The sequence below is a fragment of the Pseudochelatococcus lubricantis genome, assembly GCF_042432495.1.
In the GTDB taxonomy this organism is placed as follows: Bacteria; Pseudomonadota; Alphaproteobacteria; order Rhizobiales; family Beijerinckiaceae; genus Pseudochelatococcus; species Pseudochelatococcus lubricantis.
Map to the genome: position 1 here is coordinate 467,500 of NZ_JBHLXC010000001.1, position 18,897 is coordinate 486,396.

At 66.8% G+C, this 18,897-nt stretch carries 14 protein-coding genes and 1 pseudogene; 8 read left to right on the forward strand and 7 right to left on the reverse strand.

Annotation, left to right across the window (positions count from 1 at the left end; all coding sequences use genetic code 11):
* The first annotated feature begins 1 nt into the window (after position 1).
* Together ACFFJ7_RS01915 and lpdA are read left to right on the forward strand one after the other, a co-directional pair.
* On the forward strand, positions 2 to 1,294 hold the full coding sequence (locus ACFFJ7_RS01915; RefSeq protein ID WP_377590582.1) for a dihydrolipoamide acetyltransferase family protein: 1,293 nt from the start codon (positions 2 to 4) through the stop codon (positions 1,292 to 1,294).
* 2 nt (positions 1,295 to 1,296) lie between these two features.
* A complete protein-coding gene (gene lpdA / locus ACFFJ7_RS01920) occupies positions 1,297 to 2,709 on the forward strand; it encodes a dihydrolipoyl dehydrogenase (protein WP_377590583.1) in 1,413 nt (470 codons plus the stop codon).
* A 36-nt stretch (positions 2,710 to 2,745) separates the two neighbouring features.
* Here the strand turns inward: lpdA and ACFFJ7_RS01925 are convergent, their stop codons facing one another.
* Both ACFFJ7_RS01925 and ACFFJ7_RS01930 read right to left on the reverse strand, forming a co-directional pair.
* Entirely contained in the window at positions 2,746 to 3,861 is a 1,116-nt protein-coding gene (locus ACFFJ7_RS01925; RefSeq protein WP_377590584.1) for a hypothetical protein, read from the reverse strand.
* A 34-nt stretch (positions 3,862 to 3,895) separates the two neighbouring features.
* Positions 3,896 to 4,366 (reverse strand): CesT family type III secretion system chaperone, encoded by a 471-nt coding sequence (locus ACFFJ7_RS01930; RefSeq protein WP_377590585.1) that lies wholly within the window; start codon positions 4,364 to 4,366, stop codon positions 3,896 to 3,898.
* A gap of 369 nt (positions 4,367 to 4,735) precedes the next feature.
* On the opposite strand from ACFFJ7_RS01930, the gene ACFFJ7_RS01935 reads away from it, so the two are divergent.
* Genes ACFFJ7_RS01935 through ACFFJ7_RS01945 form a run of 3 tightly spaced genes read left to right on the forward strand, consistent with a single transcriptional unit; the run spans position 4,736 to position 8,298 of the window.
* Positions 4,736 to 5,920, forward strand: coding sequence for an RLV_5639 family protein (locus tag ACFFJ7_RS01935; RefSeq protein ID WP_377590586.1), 1,185 nt, complete (start codon positions 4,736 to 4,738; stop codon positions 5,918 to 5,920).
* Positions 5,904 to 6,863, forward strand: coding sequence for a DUF6384 family protein (locus tag ACFFJ7_RS01940; RefSeq protein ID WP_377590587.1), 960 nt, complete (start codon positions 5,904 to 5,906; stop codon positions 6,861 to 6,863). Before ACFFJ7_RS01935 ends, ACFFJ7_RS01940 begins: the two co-directional genes overlap by 17 nt.
* 4 nt (positions 6,864 to 6,867) lie before the next feature.
* The gene (locus ACFFJ7_RS01945) at positions 6,868 to 8,298 is read left to right on the forward strand and encodes a coiled-coil domain-containing protein (RefSeq protein ID WP_377590588.1); all 1,431 of its coding nucleotides are present in this window, start codon (positions 6,868 to 6,870) and stop codon (positions 8,296 to 8,298) included.
* Between the two features lies 1 nt (position 8,299).
* On the opposite strand, the gene ACFFJ7_RS01950 is transcribed toward ACFFJ7_RS01945, so the two are convergent.
* From ACFFJ7_RS01950 to ACFFJ7_RS01965, 4 genes are read right to left on the reverse strand one after another with little or no spacing between them, the layout of a single operon-like run.
* On the reverse strand, positions 8,300 to 9,019 hold the full coding sequence (locus ACFFJ7_RS01950; protein ID WP_377590589.1) for an ABC transporter ATP-binding protein: 720 nt from the start codon (positions 9,017 to 9,019) through the stop codon (positions 8,300 to 8,302).
* Positions 9,016 to 9,798: an ABC transporter ATP-binding protein gene (locus tag ACFFJ7_RS01955; protein ID WP_377590590.1), complete on the reverse strand. Its 783-nt coding sequence runs from the start codon at positions 9,796 to 9,798 to the stop codon at positions 9,016 to 9,018. The genes ACFFJ7_RS01950 and ACFFJ7_RS01955 overlap by 4 nt, the downstream gene beginning before the upstream one ends.
* Positions 9,795 to 11,702, reverse strand: a complete 1,908-nt coding sequence (locus tag ACFFJ7_RS01960) for an ABC transporter permease (RefSeq protein WP_377590591.1) — start codon at positions 11,700 to 11,702, stop codon at positions 9,795 to 9,797. The genes ACFFJ7_RS01955 and ACFFJ7_RS01960 overlap by 4 nt, the downstream gene beginning before the upstream one ends.
* A gap of 25 nt (positions 11,703 to 11,727) precedes the next feature.
* A complete protein-coding gene (locus ACFFJ7_RS01965) occupies positions 11,728 to 12,948 on the reverse strand; it encodes an ABC transporter substrate-binding protein (protein WP_377590592.1) in 1,221 nt (406 codons plus the stop codon).
* Between the two features lie 268 nt (positions 12,949 to 13,216).
* On the opposite strand from ACFFJ7_RS01965, the pseudogene ACFFJ7_RS01970 reads away from it, so the two are divergent.
* The 3 genes and pseudogenes from ACFFJ7_RS01970 to ACFFJ7_RS01980 all read left to right on the forward strand — a co-directional run.
* A pseudogene (locus ACFFJ7_RS01970) lies at positions 13,217 to 13,309 on the forward strand (hypothetical protein); the annotation flags it as partial.
* 118 nt (positions 13,310 to 13,427) lie between these two features.
* A complete protein-coding gene (locus ACFFJ7_RS01975) occupies positions 13,428 to 14,201 on the forward strand; it encodes a ferredoxin--NADP reductase (protein ID WP_377590593.1) in 774 nt (257 codons plus the stop codon).
* 176 nt (positions 14,202 to 14,377) lie between these two features.
* Positions 14,378 to 17,911: a vitamin B12-dependent ribonucleotide reductase gene (locus tag ACFFJ7_RS01980; RefSeq protein WP_377590594.1), complete on the forward strand. Its 3,534-nt coding sequence runs from the start codon at positions 14,378 to 14,380 to the stop codon at positions 17,909 to 17,911.
* A gap of 12 nt (positions 17,912 to 17,923) precedes the next feature.
* On the opposite strand, the gene ACFFJ7_RS01985 is transcribed toward ACFFJ7_RS01980, so the two are convergent.
* Positions 17,924 to 18,889, reverse strand: a complete 966-nt coding sequence (locus ACFFJ7_RS01985; RefSeq protein WP_377590595.1) for a LysR substrate-binding domain-containing protein — start codon at positions 18,887 to 18,889, stop codon at positions 17,924 to 17,926.
* Positions 18,890 to 18,897: the final 8 nt, after the last annotated feature.

Genomic DNA, 18,897 nt, shown 5'->3' on the forward strand with positions numbered 1-18,897 from the left:
GATGGGCGAGTATGTCATCAGGATGCCCGATGTCGGCGAGGGCATCGCGGAGGCCGAACTCGTCGAATGGCACGTGAAGGTCGGCGATCTGGTGCGCGAGGATCAGGTGATCGCCGCCGTGATGACCGACAAGGCCACGGTCGAGATTCCATCCGCCGTCGATGGCGAGGTGCTGTGGCTCGGCGCGGAACTCGGCACCAGGGTCGCCATCGGTGCGCCGCTCATCCGCCTGAAGGTCGATGGCGATGGCAACGTGGCGGCGGGTGAGGCGGAGCCTGCGGAGCCGGCGGCGGGCGGCGAAGCACCCGCCGCCGGGACGCCGGCAGCGCCATCGCCGGTGGAAGCGCCTGCACCGCCGCCGCTGCGGAAGGCTGCTCCCGTTCCCGGCCGGGCGGCCATCGTGCCCCGTCCGGCGGGGGAGAGGCCGCTGGCCGCGCCTTCCGTGCGCCAGCGGGCGCGCGAGGCCGGCGTCGACCTGCGGCAGGTGGCCGGTTCCGGCCCCGCCGGGCGCATCACGCATGACGATCTCGACGCCTTCGTCGCCCACGGCGGGCAGACGGCGCAGGCGCGTGCCGGCGGGCTCGCCGCGCGCACGGAGGTGGAGGAGATCAGGGTCATCGGTTTGCGCCGCCGCATCGCGGAGAAGATGGCGCTGGCGAAGTCGCGCATTCCGCACATCATGTATGCGGAGGAGGTCGACGTGACCGCGCTCGAAGAGCTGCGCGGCACGCTGAACCGCGACAAGAAGCCCGATCAGCCGCGCCTCACCATCCTGCCCTTCCTGATGAGGGCGCTGGTGCGCGCGATTGCCGACCATCCCCAGATTAACGCGCGCTACGACGACGAGGCGGGCATCATCCACCGCCACGCGGGCGTGCATATCGGCATCGCCGCGCAGACGCCGGCCGGTCTCGTCGTGCCGGTGGTGCGGCACGCGGAGGCGCGCGACCTGCGGGATTGCGCCATCGAGCTGAACCGCCTGTCGGAGGCGGCGAAAGCCGGCACCGCGAGCCGCGAGGAACTGACGGGCTCGACCATCACCATATCGTCGCTCGGCGCGCTGGGCGGCGTCGTCTCGACGCCGGTGATCAACTATCCGGAGGTCGCCATCGTCGGCGTCAACAAGATCGCCGTGCGGCCGGTGTGGGACGGCACGGCCTTCGTGCCGCGCAAAATCATGAACCTGTCGTCGAGCTTCGACCACCGCATCATCGACGGCTGGGACGCGGCAAGCTTCATCCAGCGCCTGCGCGCCCTGCTGGAGACGCCCGCGCTCATCTTCGTGGAGAGCTGACCATGCCGAATCCCGCAACGGGCAAGGATATCACCTGCAGGCTGCTGGTCATCGGCGCCGGGCCCGGCGGCTACGTCACCGCCATCCGTGCCGGGCAGCTTGGCGTCGACACCGTGATCGTCGAGGGACGCAAGGTCGGCGGCACCTGCCTCACCATCGGCTGCATCCCCTCCAAGGCGCTGATCCACGCGGCGGAGGAATTCGACCGCGTGGCGCAACTCGCGGCCGGGAACAACCCGTTCGGGATCGCGGCGGAGCTGCCGACCATCGATCTCGCCCGGACGATCCAATGGAAGGACGAGATCGTCTCGCGCCTCAACAGCGGCGTTGCGGCGCTGCTCAAGAAGGCTCGCGTTAAGATCGTGACCGGCCGCGCGCGCTTCGTGGACGGCCGCACGGTCGCGGTCGAGACCGATGTCGGCACGCAAATCGTGCGCGCGGAAACCGTCGTCATCGCCACAGGCTCCGCGCCGGTGGAACTGCCGTTCCTGCCCTTCGGCGGCGATGTGATCTCGTCGACGGAAGCGCTGTCGCTCACCCGGGTGCCGGACAGGCTCGCCATCATCGGCGGCGGCTACATCGGGCTCGAACTCGGCACCGCCTTCGCCAAGCTCGGCAGCCGCGTGACGGTGGTGGAGGCGGCGGAGCGCATCCTGCCGCAATATGACGCCGAATTGACGCAGCCCGTATCCAGACGGCTGAAGAGGCTCGACGTGACCGTGCTCACCGGCACGAAGGCGCGCGGCCGTGACGGCTCCGGCAAGCTCCTCGTCGAGGGCGCGGACGGGACGACGACGAAAATCGCCGCCGACAGGATACTCGTCACCGTCGGCCGTCGGCCCGTGACCGAGGGCTGGGGCCGCGAGGAACTGGCGCTCGACATGGACGGCCGCTTCCTGCGCGTGGACGCGAAGTGCGAAACCTCCATGCGCGGCATCTATGCCATCGGCGACGTGACGGGCGAGCCGATGCTGGCGCACCGTGCCATGGCGCAGGGCGAGATGGTGGCGGAGATCGTCGCCGGCCACCGGCGCCAGTGGGACAGGCAGGCGATCCCGGCCATCTGCTTCACCGACCCCGAGATCGTGTCGGTGGGGATGTCGCCCGACGAGGCGCGCGCTGCCGGGCGGGAGATCAAGGTCGGCGTCTTCCCTTTCACCGCGAACGGCCGCGCCCTGACGAAGCACGCCGAGGACGGCTTCGTGCGCGTGGTGGCGCGGGCGGACAACCATGTCGTGCTCGGCATCCAGGCGGTGGGACAGGGCATCTCCGAAATGGCGGCGGCCTTCGGGCTCGCGCTGGAGATGGGCGCGCGGCTGGAAGACATCGCCGGCACCATCCACGCCCATCCGACACAGGGTGAGGCGCTGCAGGAAGCCGCGCTGCGGACGCTGGGGCGCGCTATCCATATGTGATGTGAGCATGTGCCGGCTGCGCGCCGCCGCGTGGCCTCAGCCGCGGCCGACTCCTGTCCTGGTGGTGACGGGAGCATGTTTCGCCGGCCCGGCAGGGGACTGCTTCAGCCTGGCGAGCGTGGCGTTCGGATCCGATGCGGCAACGGCAAAAAAGGCCCTCAGTCCGATGAACGTTCCGTCCGGATCGCGCATTTGCTCAAGGAGAGCATGGGTTTTGTTGCGCAGATCGAGAAGCTGGGATTTGGCCTCCGCCGTCGGGGCCTTGTCGCTGAAGGCGGGGTTTGAAAGCATTTCAAGTGTATGCTCAAGGTCATTTATGGCATTTGTGGCCCAGGTATGACCTTCGATAGCTACTTTCTTGAATTTGTCCGGAGAGGTTCCGCTTTTCAGCGCTGTATTCAGTAGCAGGGCCATGCGGCTGGCGCCTTGCGCCCCCATCAACTCCGTTTTTTGCAGCTTGAGCCATGCGTCGTTCGCCGCCGCCGGATCGTTCATGATGTCCTGCAGCGCTCCTCTTACCCAATCCTGTGTATTGAGCTGACGAAGGTCGGGCCGGGAAGAGAAGCTGACGGAATCGTGCAGGGCCACGGCAAGTTTCATGGCGTGCGGGTTCCCGCCGCGCTGGGCGTGCATGAGAAACCGCGTGTTGAAGCCGATCGGGCTGTCCGCATATGACACGATGGCATCCATCAGGTACGAGGCAGTATCGGCCTGAGGGTCGGTCGTGAAGCGCAACTGCATGTCCTTGATGAACTTGTCCGATGCGGCGGCAAACGCTTTCTTCGCCGTGGCAAGCCCGTTGGCGCCGGGAAGGGGCAGCGGCGCAGCCTTTACCTTTTTCGAACGGTCGTCGCCCTCCGCGATGATTTCGCGAACCACACGGGCCGAGAGAGGTGTCGCGTTGGCGAGGTCGATCTTTCCGCTCACGTTCCTGACGAAGTCGGCACCATATTGACGTTGCAGGACAAGAGCGAACTCGGTTCTCAGCCGCTGGTTGGCTGTCTGGCCTGGATCCCGGAACCAGTTCGAAAGGCGGCTCGCGAAGGCACTGTCACCGAATTTGGTGAGCTGCGGTTTGTCGTTCGCGTCGTCAAGCCTCAGAAAACCCTTGTTCCCGCCCAGGAGCCGGAAATGAGACAGTTCAAGAGCCATGAATGATGTCCTTTTGCTCGGGATTGCAATGGCGTCAGACCTGAATGTGGATGTCCGCGAAGGGCGCGCCGTGGACCGGGGCGTCATCGCTGCGGCTGACGAAATCCGGTGCGTTGATGGTGGCGGTGAGCTTTTCGACCCGGTCGACGATGGCTTCGATCGCAGCCTCGAAATCCTGCGGCGTCAGGCCGCGCAGGGGGATGCGCTCGATGAACATGATCCTGCGGGCGTGCCGATCGATGCCGATGGCGCCCGTGCCCATGATCAGCGTGGCATAGCTCATATCCTGCAGCTTTTCGAGCAAGGCGCTCCAAGGCTGGTCGGGCAGGGTGCCGATCCGCGAGTGCACCAGAAGGATCTTGAGATGCTCCTTGTACTCTATATCGAGAACGACATCGTCGAAACCGAGGCAGCAATAGCCGTCTTCGTCGAGGGCAAGCTCGGGGATATTGATCAGCTTGCCGAATTCCTGAATAATGTGCGTATGGTTGGCAATAAAAGACATAAAACTCCTCCAATGAAAAAGTATATGGAAATTACTTCCCCGGCTTAAGGAGGGTGAATCAGGAATACGCGCAGAAGACATATTCTCCCATGGCGAAAAATTTGTCAACGTTCAGAAGAAAAATATGACATTTGAAAGGATTTATTATTTTAGTGAATCTTGCATTATAATATTATTACTTTGATATTATTTCATGTTATTTTCAGATTGTTTCGTCCCGTTAGTGTAACATTGTCGGCGCTGTGCCCGGCCTGCGGCGTCATGGCGTGTATTGCGCTTGTCATTGCCGCCCGATAAGCTTCGCGAACCTGAGAGCTTCCAGGGGCATAGAGACACAAGCATCGTCCAGGCGCATCGAGGAATGATTCCATGAGCGAAGTCGCGGTCAAAACACCGTTGCAGTATCTCGACAAGGCGGTCGGCGCGCTGCGCGACCTGGGGCTGGTGAAGGATGGCGCCGCCGAGGAATCGCCCATCGTTGGCCTCCTGAACAAGATCGCCGATATCGAGCCGGACAAGATCGCCGTCATCACCCGCACGCTGCAGCAGATGAGCGTGTTCAACGAGGTGGTGCGCAACGAGGTGGCGCAGATCGTCGTCGGCCAGCGTTATGAGGACATCGCCAAGGCGTTCGATTCCATCCGCGACGACGCCAAGCGGATGGTCGACCAGCTCGACGACGGCAAGATCAACCTGTTCGAGCGCGCCACCAACGTGTGGATGAAGGTCGCGCGCGGCGACGTCTCCGACCGTTTCGACAAGATCAAGGAGACATACCTCGAAGTCTCCCGCGATACCCGCCAGAACATCGAGCGCGAGCAGGCGATCCTTGAGGCCTACCGCGACTTCCGCGGCGCGCTGAAGCAGGCCGAGGTCGCGGCGCTCGAAATCCTGAAGACGGCGGGGGGCAAGCTCGACGCCGCGCGGGCCGAACTCGGCGACGCCTCCGACAAGGTCTCCGGCTTCCCGCCGGACGGCGACGTGAGCGAGCGCGCGAAGCTCGAACTGCTCCGTGACGAGCACCTGCGCCGCGTGCAGGGCGAGGAGGGGCGTTATCAGATCGCCAAGGACCTCGCCGACAACCTGACCATCAGCTACAACACGTCCGAAGTGGTCATGGCGCGTCTTCTGCAGACCACCAACGCCAAGGAGCGCGTCTACCAGCAGGCGATCAGCTTCTTCACCACCAACGAATCCGTGCTCACCGCCCTCAAGGCGTCGTTCACCGGCCTGTTCGGGCTGCACGAGGCCACGCAGACGCTCAACGAGCTGAAGGAAGGCGTGTCCACCTCGCTGGAGGTGCTGGCGGAGATCGGCGGCAAGGTGCAGGAAGAGGCGCTCAAGGCCGGTTATGGCCCCACCGTCCGCGCGGACGCGGTGAAGAAGCTCGTCGACAGCGTGATCAACTTCCAGACCCGCTCGATCGAGATCGTCGCCGAGATGCGCAAGCTTTCGACGCAGAACAGCGAGGAAATCCGCAACGCGGTCGAGGACGGCAAGCGTCGCATCGCGCGCCTCGCCGCGGAGGGCAACGCGCTTGTCATCGAAGGCTGACACGCCGGCATCCGGAAGCGCCGGCGCGCTCGACGAGGTGATGCTGGCCATGGACGTGGTGGACACACTGCGTCACAACGAAAATGTCGCCCTGAAGGAACTGGGGCAGGAAGGCCGGGACGAGGACCTCAAGGAGCGGCTGCGCCGCATCTACGAAAGCCAGGGGCTTGAGGTCTCCGACCGCATCCTCGATGAGGGCATCAAGGCGCTCAAGGAAAGCCGCTTCACCTACGAGCCGGCGGAGGCGGGCTCGCGCCTGCTCGCCGGCATCTGGGTGAGGCGCGGTCTCTACGGCAAGATCGCGGGTGCGGTTCTCGTCGCGCTCGTGGCGTGGATCGGTGTGTCCGCCTGGCGCGGTGCCAGCGAGCAGCGGGCGCGGGAGGCAGCGCGCATCGAACTTGCGGAGACATTGCCCCGGCGGCTGGAACAGGCGGCCTCGCGCGTGCTGGCCGATGCCCGCACGGCGGACGCGCGCGACCGTGCCGAAGCCCTGCACGCGGACGGTGTCGCGGCGTTGACGCAGGGCGATGCCGACGCGGCGCGCGGCGCCGCCGCCGCGCTGGAGCAACTGCGGGCGAGGCTCGCCGAGACCTACCGGCTGCGCATCGTCTCGCGCCCCGGCGAGGACACGGGCGTGTTCCGCATTCCGGACGTCAACAGCAACGCCCGCAACTATTACCTCATCGTCGAGGCGGTGACGCCTGATGGCAAGGTGCTCTCGCTGCCCGTCCGCAGCGAGGAGGACGGCAAGGTGAAGACCGTTACCCGCTGGGGCGTGCGGGTGCCGCAGCGCACCTTCGACGCCGTGCGGCGCGACAAGGGGGACGACGGCATCGTGCAGAACGATACGCTTGCCGAAAAGCCGCGCGGCGGGTTGGAACCCGTCTACCGCATGAATGTCTCGCCGGACGGGGAAAACCCCGGAACCATTACCGAGTGGTGACGCCATGATCAGTGCAGGCGATGCCTTTTCCGCCATCGAACAGGCCATGGGCCGCGTCCGGGCGGACGAGAACAGGGTCACGGGCGTCATCGACGCGGCCACCGCCGACGCCACGCGGCTGCGCGGCGAGCAGGCCTCGCTCTACGGCGATCTGGCGCGGCTGCGGCTCGACGCGCTCGGGCAGGAGTCGGTCAAGGGCGAACTCGACGCGGCGGAGCGCCGGGCGTTGTCGGCGGTCGAGGCGCACAACCGGCAAGTGGCGGCCATCCAGCAGCAGCACGGCGCGCTGAGCGACGACCTGCGGCAGTTGCAGACCGAGCGCGCCGCGCTCGCCACCGCGGTGCAGGACGCAGCGGCGCGTATCGACACGCAGGAGGCGGCGACCGAAAAGCGCCTCGCCGACGATCTCGCCTGGCAGGCGCAGGCGGCCAGGCGCGATGGCGCGCAGGCGCGGGCGGAGGCGGCCGACGCAAAGGCGCAACAGTCGGAAGCGGACCGCGACGGCAAGTCGAAGCCTTATCTGGCCGATAGGCTCTTCGCCTATCTGTGGGCACGCGGCTTCGGCACGCCCAACTATCGCGGAAGCTGGCTGACGCGCTGGGGCGACAGTTATGTGGCGCGCGTCATCCGTTACGAGCCGGCACGGCAGAACTTCTTCATGCTCAACGAAATCCCCAGGCGGCTGCGCGATCACGCCGACCGCCTGAAAGCGGAGGCGCAGGAGGAAGAGACGCGCCTGCAGGCGCTGGAGCGCGTGGGGCTTGAGGCGGACGGCATCGCGGCGCTGGAGGCAGGGCACGAAAAGGCCGTGGCCGCGCTCGATGCTCTCGACAAGAAGCAGGCGGAACTCGAACGTGCCATCGCCGCAACGGACGAGCGTCGCACGGCGCTGGTCGAGGGCGAGGGCTCCGGCCTGCGCCGCGCGCAGGAAGAGCTGGCGGAATCACTGCGGCGCGAGGATCTGCGCGCGCTGCTCGGCGAGGCGCTGGCGACACCCACGCCGGACGACGAACGCATCGTGCAGCGCCTGCAGGAGATCGACGCCGCGCTCGCCCGCCTGACGCGCGAGGCGGAGGAGGCCCGCAAGGTCGCCGTCGAACTTGCCCGCAAGCGGCTGGAGCTGGAGCGCTCACGCAACGATTTCCGCCAGACCGGCTACGAGCGGCAGGGCGGCGGCTTCGTCAACGACAAGCTGATCGGCGACATCCTGGGCGGCATCATCGGCGGCGTGCTGTCGTCCCGCGATCTGGGCGATGCGCTGCGCAGCGGCTACAGGCAAGGCAGCCAGCCCCGCGACAACCGCTGGAATCGCCCGCCGCCCACGCGCGATGGCTGGGGCGGCGGCTTCGGTGGCGGCGGGCGTTCGTCGGGCGGCTCGTCCGGCCGGAGCGGCGGCAGCGGCGGCGGCGGCTTTCGCACCGGCGGACGGTTCTGAGTCATACGGCCAGATAGGCGTCGCGGACGTCGGGCTGCGCTTCCAGTTCCGCGAGCGTGCCGGAAAAGCGGATGCGTCCCTTCTCGATGATGTGGACGCGGTTCGCGATCAGCCGCGCAAAATGCAGGTTCTGCTCCGAAAGCAGCACGCTCAGGCCCTGCTGCCGCATGGCCAGAATGGCGTCGGCCATCTGCTCGACGATGCGGGGGGCCAGCCCTTCGGAGGGCTCGTCGAGCAGCACCAGCGAGGGGTTGCCCATCAGGGTGCGGGCGATGGTAAGCATCTGCTGCTCGCCGCCGCTCATCCGCCCGCCCTGGCGCCGGCGCATCTCGCCGAGATTGGGGAACAGCGCGTAAAGCTGCTCGGGCCGCCACGTCGCCACGCCCGGACGCGGCGGCTGCCGGCCGACTTCGAGGTTTTCCTCCACCGTGAGTTCGGTGAAGATGCGCCGGTCCTCCGGCACGTAGCCGAGCCCCCGGCGCGCGATCGCGTATGGGGGCAGCGCCGATATGTCCGCGCCCGCGAAGACGACCGTGCCCGTGCGCCGGGGCACGAGGCCCATGATGGCGCGCAGCGTCGTGCTTTTGCCAGCGCCGTTGCGACCCAGCAACGCCACGACCTCGCCCGCGCCCACATCGAACGCCACGTCGGACAGGATGTGCGCCGGGCCGTACCAGGCATTGAGGCCGGAAATTCGCAGGCTGGAAACTGGCAGCGTCATGCCGGCTTTTCCTCGCGGTGGCGGGCGTCGTAGAGGAAGCCCTCGCCGAGATAGACGGCGCGCACGCGCGGGTCGCGGCGCACTTCCTGCGGGGTGCCGAAGGCGATGCGCTCTCCCCGATCGAGCACCATCACTGCATCGGCGTGCTCGAACACCACATCCATGTCGTGTTCCGTGAACAGCACGGCGACGTTCTTCTCGCGCGCGACGGCGGCGGCGAGGCGCATCAGCGCGGTGCGCTCGCGCGCGGCCATGCCCGCCGTCGGCTCGTCCATCAGCAGCAGGCGGGGGTTGTTGGCGAGTGCGACAGCGAGTTCGAGGCGTTTGAGATCGCCATAGGCAAGTTCGCCGCAGGGCCTGTCCGCCTGGTCTGCAAGGCCGGTTAGCGCCAGCAGCCCGTCAGCCTCTCCGCGGCAGGCGGCGCCCGCGAAGCCGCGGAAGCTGAAGGCGCGGCGGCGGAAGGACAGCAGAGCGACCTGCACGTTCTCGCGCACCTTCATGGAGGCGAAGGTGGCCGTGATCTGGAACGTGCGCCCCACGCCGAGCCGCCACACGGCGGCGGGGCCGAGGCCTGTGATATCGATGCCGCCGAGGCGGACATGGCCGGCATCGGGCGTGATCTGGCCGTTCAGCATGTTGAAGCAGGTGCTCTTGCCCGCGCCGTTGGGGCCGATCATGGCGAGAATCCGGCCCGCATCGAGTTCGAAAGAAACGCCGCGCACGGCCTCGACGCCGCCGAAGGATTTGCTCAGTCCTTCCGCCTGGAGCAAGGCGCTCATGGCGCTGTCTCCCGACCGGACGAGCGGCCGCGTCCGCGCAGCAGCGCGGGCAGGTAGCGGTCGCGGGCGTCCTCCACGAAGCCGACGATGCCGCGCGGGAACAGCAGCACGATGGCCACGATCGCGCTGCCCAGCACCAGCCGGGACAGGTCCGTCCTGCTCATGAGCCAGATTGCCAGCGCCTTGTAGACGACGGCTCCGGCGACAGCGCCCGACACGGTTTCCACGCCGCCCAGCAGCACCATGACGAGACCGTCGACGGAGACGGGAATGCCGAGAAAATCGGGAAAAACAGACCCCTTGAGAAAGGCCTGCAGCGCGCCTGCAAGCCCGGCGAAGGTGCCGGCGACGATGAAGGCCAGCCATTGCAGGCGTGCGCGGTCCAGCCCGATGGCCTCTGCCCGCAGGGCGCTGTCGCGCGCCGCCCGCAGCGCATAGCCGAACGGCGAGAAAACCAGCGCGCGCAGCGCGGCGACACCGGCAACCGCCACGCCGAGCGACAGCCAGTAGAAACCCCGCGCGCCGGCTGCCCAGTCCGCCGGCCAGACGCCGAGCATGCCGTTGTCGCCACCCGTCACCTCGACCCACTGGAAGGCGATCGACCACGTGATCTGCGCGAAGGCCAGCGTCAGCATGGCGAAATAGACGCCGGAGAGGCGAACGCTGAACCAGCCGAACAGCGCCGCGCCCGCAAGCGCGAGCAGCGGCCCGGCGATGAGCGCCGCTTCCATGGGCAAGCCGGCGAGCACGGTAAGGAAGGCCGCGCCATATGCGCCGAGGCCGAAGTAGGCGGCGTGGCCGAAGGAATCGAGGCCGCCCACCGTCATGATGAAATGCAGGCTCGCGGCGAACAGCACGAAAATGCAGATCTCGCTGCCCACCGTCAGCCCGTAGTCGCCGACGAGGAAGGGCAGCGCGGACGCGGCGAGGATGGCACCGGCCGCGAGCGCGCGCTCGGCGGGGGAAAAGGGCTGCCATGGCCGCACGGAGATGCCGGCCGCCTGCCGCGCCGCCGTGAACGGCTTGCCGAGCAGGCCCCACGGCCGCAGCACCAGCACGACCGCCATGACCAGAAACACCAGCACGAGGGAGATTTTAGGCAGCAGCAGGATGCCGAAGGCGTTGAGTTCCGACACCAGCACGGCGGCCAGAAACGCGCCGGTGACACTGCCGAGGCCGCCGATCACCACCACGACGAAGGCCTCGACGAGGATCGACAGATCCATGCCATGGGTGACGGTGGTTCGCGGAATCTGCAGCGCGCCGCCCAGTGCCGACAGAAAAATGCCGAGCGCGAACACGCTGGTGAACAGCCATTTCTGGTTGACGCCCAGCGCCGCCACCATGTCGCGGTCCTGCGTGGCGGCGCGCACCAGCACGCCCCAGCGCGTGCGGTGGAACAGCAGCCACAGCAGCCCCAGCACGACCGGTCCCAGCGCCATGAGCAGGAAGTCGTAGGACGGCACCCGGTGGCCGAAAATCTCCACCGCGCCCCGGAAGCCGGGCGCGCGCGGCCCCATCAGGTCGTCCGGCCCCCATGCTATCACGACGAGATCCTGCACCATCAGCGTGACGCCAAAGGTCGCGAGCAACTGGAACAGCTCCGGCACGTGGTAGATGCGCCGCAGCAGGGCCATTTCCATCAGCGCGCCCAGCGCCGCGACGATGAGCGCGGCGAGCAGGATGGAGCCCCAGAAGCCGAACGCGCCGCCGAAACGGTCGGTCAGCGTGAAGGCGACGTAGGCGCCGAGCATGTAGAAGGCGCCATGCGCGAAATTCGTGATGCGCGTCACACCGAAGATGATCGACAGGCCGGAAGCGACGAGGAACAGCGACGCGGCGCTGGCGAGACCGCCGAGAGCCTGTATGAAAACAAAGCTCGCCTGAGCCAGGATGATGTCCACGGCCGTGGCTTTCCGGCGCGCGGCGTCAGTTTCGCGGGCGCAGTTTCGCGGCCTCTTCCTCCGGCGGCAGATAGTCCGCCCCCTTGCGGAAGGCGAAGTCGACCATCACGCCCTTGCCGTCGACGATGCCGGTTCTGCCGACATAGGCGCCGAGTGTGCTCTGGTGGTCGCCGGCGCGGTAGACGATGGGGCCGAAGGGCGTATTCACCTCCAGATTTTTCGCGGCCTCGATCAGCGCTTCCGTGCTGGTGTCCGTCGCGCGCTCCAACAGGGCTGCGACGCTCCTGACGGTGGAATAGCCGATGATCGAGCCGAGGCGAGGATAGTCGTTGTGCAGCGCGCGGTAGGCGTCGAGGAACGCCTTGTGCTCCGGCGTGTCGATGCCGTACCAGGGATAGCCCGTCACGATCCAGCCTTCGGGCGTCTCGTCCTTCAGCGGATCGAGATACTCGGGCTCGCCGGTGAGGTAGCTGACCACGGCGCGGTTCTTGAACACGCCGCGCGTGTTGCCCTCGCGCACGAACTTGACGAGATCGGCGGCGAAGGTGGCGTTGAGGATCGCGTCGGGCTTCGCCGCGTCGATCGCCTGCAGAACCGGCCCGGCGTCGATCTTGCCGAGCGGCGGCCATTGCTCGGCGACGAATTCCACGTCCGGGCGCTTCTTGGTGAGCAGTTCCCTGAACACGGCGACGAAGGACTGGCCGTATTCGTAGTTGGGCGCCACGGTCGCCCAGCGCTTCGCCGGCAGCCTGGCGGCCTCTTCCGCCAGCATCGCCGCCTGCATGTAGTTCGAGGTACGCAGGCGGAAGGTGTAGTCGTTGCCCTTCGACCAGACGAGCGCGTCGGTGAGCGGCTCGGACGCGAGGTAGAGCACCTTCTTCTGCCTTGCGAAGTCCGAGAGGGCGAGGCCGACGTTCGACAGGAAGCCGCCCGCGAGTAGCGCGACACGGTCGCGGGAGACGAGTTCGTTCGCCGCCGTCAGCGCATCGCCCGGCTTGCCCGCGTCGTCCTTCGAGATGACGACGAGCTTCTGGCCCCGGATGCCGCCGGCGTCGTTGATTTCCTTGAGGGCGAGTTCCATGCCCTTGCGATAGGGGTCGGTGAAGCCGGGCAGGGTGGAATAGCTGTTGATTTCGCCGACCCGGATCTCGCCCTGTTGCGCACGGGCGGGGGCGGCTGCCATCAGCGCGGCGGCGGCCACGATGCCGATTGCCTTCAAACCCAAAGCCTTCAAGCCAGAAGTCATGATCACTGTCCGCCCCTTCCCATCACGATGCGGATTGCCCGCTATCCCGGCCCCAACCCTCGCCCTTTGTGACCGATGTCATTGTATATCCGACTCGACTCGCCGTGTAATGGCCAAACAACGCGCAATCCCGGCGGTTCGTCGCATCCGCGCACGGATGTCGCCTCGGCAGAGCGCGTTCGCGGGTGCGCGCCCGCATGCGGCGCGGGAGAAAACATGCTGGCTATTAACCCTGCCGAGTGTATAGACTGTGACGGTGTGAACCGGAATGTCCGGCGAGGCCATCTTCGCCGGCACGGAACCGCGCGCATCTGCATGGGTTGCCATCGGCGCGCACAATGCCGAGGTGTGGCCCGCCATCACCAAAAAGGGGGAACCACCGGAGGATGCCGAGGAACGGGGAAGAGGCCGGCGGGGCCGTCCTTCTTCGCGCCGCGGGGCCGCCTGTGATTTCCCGCCGCCCATTACCGAGCGATACCATGAGCAATTTTTTCAACGAGCGTGTCCTGAGCGTCCATCACTGGACGGACACCCTGTTCACCTTCACCACCACGCGCGATCCCGGTTTCCGTTTTCGCACGGGCGAGTTCACGATGATCGGTCTCACGGTGGATGGCCGGCCGCTGCTGCGCGCCTACTCGATCGTCAGCCCGAGCTGGGAAGATACGCTCGAATTCTTTTCCATCAAGGTGCCGAACGGCCCGCTGACCTCGCGCCTCCAGCACATCCAGGAGGGCGACACGATCATCGTCGGGCGCAAGGCGACGGGAACGCTGGTGCTGGATAACCTGCTGCCCGGGCGCAAGCTCTATCTGCTCGGCACCGGCACGGGCCTCGCGCCGTTCCTCTCCATCATTCGCGATCCCGAAACCTACGAGCGTTTCGAGCAGGTCATCCTCGTCCACGGCACGCGCTGGGTGCGGGAGCTGGCCTACGCCGACCTGATCACGAAGGAGCTGCCCGAGCACGAACTGCTGGGGGAAGAGGTGCGGGAGAAGCTCTTCTATTACCCCACGGTGACGCGCGAACCCTTCCGCCACGAAGGCCGCATCACGACGCTCATCGAGAGCGGCAGGTTGTTCGCGGACCTGGAGCTGCCGCGGCTCGACAAGGAGACGGACCGCGTGATGATCTGCGGTTCACCTTCGATGATGGTCGATCTGCGCACGCTGATGGACGGGCTCGGCTTCGACGAGGGCAACAGCGGCGAGCCGGGCCACTTCGTCATCGAGAAAGCCTTCGCCGAACGCTGACGCCGCCGGGGCCTTCCGGCGCCGCAATTTCGTGTGGGAATGCCGCGGCTCGGGGCGGCCCGCACGAGAACCGGCGGGGCCATTGCTGTATTATGTGAGTCGAGATTATCGTCGGCAGCAGGCGGCCCTTCGCGCCGCCGCCGGCGCGGACGCACGGCAGGAACAGGACCATCGCCATGAAATTCCAGCGTTATTTTACGGCTCCCGGCGATTCGTCCCATGCACCTTATGACGCCATCGCCTTCCGCAAGGCGGTGAGCGAGATCCGCAACCCGGACGGCTCCGTCGTGTTCAGGCTCGCGGACATCGACGTGCCGAGCGACTGGAGCCAGGTCGCGACCGACATCATCGCCCAGAAGTATTTCCGCAAGGCGGGCGTGCCGACACGGCTGAAGCGGGTGCCGGAAGAGGGCGTCCCCGCCTTCCTGTGGCGGTCTGTTCCGGACGACGAGGCGCTGGCGGCGCTGCCCGAAGCCGGGCGCTATGGCGGCGAGACCGCCGCCACCCAGGTGTTCGACCGGCTCGCCGGCTGCTGGACCTACTGGGGGTGGAAGGGCGGTTACTTCTCGTCGGAGGAAGACGCGGCCGCCTTCCACGACGAGCTGCGCTTCATGCTGGCCCGGCAGATGGTGGCGCCCAACTCGCCGCAATGGTTCAACACCGGCCTCCACTGGGCCTATGGCATCGACGGGCCGGGGCAGGGCCACTATTACGTCGATTTCCGCAGCGGCGAGACGGTGCGCTCTAGCTCGGCCTACGCGCATCCCCAGCCGCACGCCTGCTTCATCCAGTCCGTCAACGACGATCTCGTCAACGAGGGCGGCATCATGGACCTGTGGGTACGTGAGGCACGGCTGTTCAAGTACGGCTCCGGCACCGGCACCAACTTCTCCAGCCTGCGGGCTGAGGGGGAGCCGCTCTCGGGCGGCGGTCGGTCGTCCGGGCTGATGAGCTTCCTCAAGATCGGCGACCGCGCGGCGGGGGCGATCAAGTCCGGCGGCACCACGCGGCGCGCCGCCAAGATGGTGATCCTCGACGCCGACCACCCCGACATCGAGGAATTCATCGACTGGAAGATCAGGGAAGAGCAAAAGGTCGCGGCGCTCGTCACGGGCTCGAAGACGGTTGCCAGGCATCTGCAGGCGCTGCTCGACGCGAGCGCGCAGGACGGCGGGCGCGTGACCGATCCGGCGAAGAACGCCGCGCTCCGGCAGGCGATCCGCGCCGCGCGCAAGGCGCTGGTGCCGGACAACTACATAAAGCGCATCCTGCAACTCGCCGACCAGGGCTTCGACGAGGTGTCGTTCGACACTTACGATACGGACTGGGATTCGGAAGCCTATCTCACCGTCTCCGGCCAGAACTCGAACAACTCCGTCTCGCTGCGAAACGAGTTTCTGGACGCCGTGACGGCGGACAGTGAATGGGCGCTCATCCGGCGCATGGACGGCAAGGTGGCGAAAACCGTCCGCGCGCGCGATCTGTGGGAGCGCATCGGCTATGCGGCGTGGGCTTCCGCCGATCCGGGCCTGCACTTCCGCACCACGATGAACGACTGGCACACCTGCCCGCAATCGGGCGAGATTCGCGGCTCAAATCCGTGCTCGGAATACATGTTTCTCGACAACACGGCCTGCAACCTCGCGTCCATCAACCTGCTGCGATTCTTCGACCGCGAGAAGGACACATTCGACCACGCTGGTTATGTCCACGCCTGCCGGCTGTGGACGCTGGTGCTGGAAATCTCGGTGCTGATGGCGCAGTTCCCTTCGCGCGAGATCGCGGAACTCTCCTACCGTTTCCGCACGCTCGGCCTCGGCTATGCCAACATCGGCGGGTTGCTGATGACCATGGGGCTGCCCTATGATTCGGAGGCGGGCCGCGCGCTGTGCGGCGCGCTCACCGCCATCATGACGGGAACGGCCTACGAGACCTCGGCGGAGATCGCGGGCGAGCTGGGCGCCTTCCCCGGCTATGAGGAAAACGCAGCCGACATGCTGCGCGTGATCCGCAACCACCGGCGCGCGGCGCGGGGCGAACGCGAGGGTTATGAGAAACTCGGCAAGCCGCCGGTGCCGCTGGACCACGCCAATATCCCCGACCCGGCGCTACAGGCGCTGGCACAGCAGGTGTGGGACCGGGCGCTGGCGCTCGGCGAGAAGCACGGCTTCCGCAATGCGCAAGTTACTTGCGTTGCACCGACGGGCACCATCGGGCTCGTCATGGACTGCGACACCACCGGCATCGAGCCCGACTTCGCGCTGGTGAAGTTCAAGAAGCTCGCGGGCGGCGGCTACTTCAAGATCATCAACCAGTCCGTGCCGCATGCACTCAAGAAGCTCGGCTACACACACGCGCAGATCGCCGATATCGAGACCTACGCCGTCGGCCACGGCACGCTTGCAACCTCGCCGACGATCAACCACGAGGACCTGAAGGCGCGCGGCTTTTCGATCGAGGCGATCGCGGCGCTCGAAAAGGCGCTGCCTTCGGCTTTCGATATCAAGTTCGCCTTCAACAAATGGACGCTGGGCGCGGACTTTCTCACCGGGACGCTGAAGGTGGGCGCCGAGCGGCTCGACGATCCCGCTTTCGAGCTGCTGCCGTTCCTCGGCTTCTCGCGCGCCGACATCGAGGCGGCGAACGTCCACGTCTGCGGGGCGATGACGCTGGAAGGCGCGCCGCATCTGCGGCACGAGCATTACGCCGTCTTCGACTGCGCCAATCCGTGCGGGCGCATCGGCAAGCGCTTCCTGTCGGTCGACAGCCACATCCTGATGATGGCGGCGGCGCAGCCGTTCATCTCCGGCGCGATCTCCAAGACGATCAACATGCCGAATGACGCCACCGTCGAGGACTGCAAGCGCGCCTACCTGCAATCGTGGAACCTCGGCCTCAAGGCCAATGCCCTCTACCGTGACGGCTCCAAGCTGTCGCAGCCGCTCAACGCGGCGCTGATCGCCGGCGAGACGGAGGAGGCGGAGGAACTGCCCGCGGGGCCGGACGCCGCGCGCACCGCGACCGTCACCGAACGCATCGTGGAGCGGATCGTGGCGCGCAACCGCGAGAAGCTGCCGAACCGCCGCCTCGGCTATACCCAGAAGGCGACCATCGGCGGCCACAAGGTCTATCTGCGCACGGGTGAATATACAGACGGGCGGCTGGGCGAGATCTTCCTCGACATGCACAAGGAGGGCGCGGCCTTCCGGGCGATGATGAACAACTTCGCCATCTCCATCTCGCTCGGCCTGCAATACGGCGTGCCGCTGGAGGAATACGTCGAGGCGTTCACCTTTACCCGCTTCGAGCCGGCGGGCTTCGTGCAGGGTAACGAGTCGATCAAGAACGCGACCTCCATCCTCGACTACGTCTTCCGGGAACTGGCGATCTCGTATCTCGGGCGCTATGACCTCGCCCATGTGAACCCGGCCGATATCCGTCACGATGCGCTCGGCGAGGGCAGCGATCATCCTACGCTCATTCCCGCCTCGCGCGGCTTCCTGCGCGGCAACGGCAACGGCGCTCCTGCCGCCGCCGCGCCGCAGGCCGTGGAGCATTCCGGCGCCGTCGGCGCGGACGAGCGGCGCAAGGAAGCGCGGCTGAAGGGCTATGAGGGCGAGGCCTGCACGGAATGCGGCAACTTCACCCTAGTGCGCAACGGCACCTGCCTGCGCTGCGACACCTGCGGCAGCACGACCGGCTGCTCCTGAGCCCGGGCGGGGTCACGCAGGAACCGCAGCGGTGCGCGTGCGGCTTTCGATGTCGGGCGCGTGGTCTGCCGTGCTGCCTTCTGCCAGCAGCCTTTCCGCGGTTTCGCGCAGCACTGCGGCCATCTCCCGCAGCAGCCCGTCGAGGGCTGAACTCTTACGCCAGAACAGGGCGATGCGCCGGCTCGGGGTGGAGTCGGCAAAGCGGATGAGGCGGATCTGGTCGGCGTGGGGCAGGGGGCTCTGCGCGGCAAGCTGCGGTAGCAACGTCAGGCCGGAGCCGGCCATGACCATCTGTCGCAACGTCTCCAGGCTCGTCGCGCGGAAGCTCGCCTGCTCCGCGCTGCCCGACAGGCGGCAGACCTCAAGCGCGTGCTCGCGCAGGCAGTGGCCGTCTTCCAGCAGCATCAGGTTATGTTGCGCGAGTTCGGACGTCTTCAGCGTCTTGCGCCGCGCCAGCGGATGGTGCTCCGGCACGGCGAGCAGGAAAGGCTCGTCGAACAGGATGTCGCAGTGCAGTTGCGCGTTCTGCACCGGGAAGGCGAGCACGGCCGCATCGAGCTTGCCCTCATCGAGCTGCGCCAGCAGCAGATCGCTCTTTTCCTCGACCAGCAGCAGCTCGATGCGCGGGAAACGCGCGCCGAGCAGGGGAACGACGTGTGGCAGCAGATAGGGCCCCAGCGTGGGGAAAATGCCGAGACGCACCGTGCCGCAGCCACCCCCGCTGCGCCGGCGCGCGACTTCCCTGATCTGCTCGATCTCATGCAAGGCGCGGCGCGCGCGCTCGACGATGTCTGCGCCTGCCGGCGTCAGCATGACGTTGCGTGGCGCCCGCTCCACGAGCGCCACGCCCAGCTCCTCCTCCAGCTTGCGGATCTGGGTGGAGAGCGTGGGCTGGCTGACGAGGCAGACTTCCGCCGCCCGGCCGAAGTTGCGGTGGTCGGCGAGGGCGACGAGATATTGCAGTTCGCGAACGTTCATGATGTGCC

Bases quoted from the DNA above. Each gene is read 5' to 3' on its own strand.
- ACFFJ7_RS01945 (WP_377590588.1), top strand. From the start codon at position 6,868: ATGATCAGTGCAGGCGATGCCTTTTCCGCCATCGAACAGGCCATGGGC.
- ACFFJ7_RS01980 (WP_377590594.1), top strand. From the start codon at position 14,378: ATGAAATTCCAGCGTTATTTTACGGCTCCCGGCGATTCGTCCCATGCA.
- ACFFJ7_RS01935 (WP_377590586.1), top strand. From the start codon at position 4,736: ATGAGCGAAGTCGCGGTCAAAACACCGTTGCAGTATCTCGACAAGGCG.
- ACFFJ7_RS01955 (WP_377590590.1), bottom strand. From the start codon at position 9,798: ATGAGCGCCTTGCTCCAGGCGGAAGGACTGAGCAAATCCTTCGGCGGC.
- ACFFJ7_RS01915 (WP_377590582.1), top strand. From the start codon at position 2: ATGGGCGAGTATGTCATCAGGATGCCCGATGTCGGCGAGGGCATCGCG.
- ACFFJ7_RS01985 (WP_377590595.1), bottom strand. From the start codon at position 18,889: ATGAACGTTCGCGAACTGCAATATCTCGTCGCCCTCGCCGACCACCGC.
- ACFFJ7_RS01975 (WP_377590593.1), top strand. From the start codon at position 13,428: ATGAGCAATTTTTTCAACGAGCGTGTCCTGAGCGTCCATCACTGGACG.
- ACFFJ7_RS01925 (WP_377590584.1), bottom strand. From the start codon at position 3,861: ATGGCTCTTGAACTGTCTCATTTCCGGCTCCTGGGCGGGAACAAGGGT.
- ACFFJ7_RS01930 (WP_377590585.1), bottom strand. From the start codon at position 4,366: ATGTCTTTTATTGCCAACCATACGCACATTATTCAGGAATTCGGCAAG.
- lpdA (WP_377590583.1), top strand. From the start codon at position 1,297: ATGCCGAATCCCGCAACGGGCAAGGATATCACCTGCAGGCTGCTGGTC.
- ACFFJ7_RS01950 (WP_377590589.1), bottom strand. From the start codon at position 9,019: ATGACGCTGCCAGTTTCCAGCCTGCGAATTTCCGGCCTCAATGCCTGG.
- ACFFJ7_RS01965 (WP_377590592.1), bottom strand. From the start codon at position 12,948: ATGACTTCTGGCTTGAAGGCTTTGGGTTTGAAGGCAATCGGCATCGTG.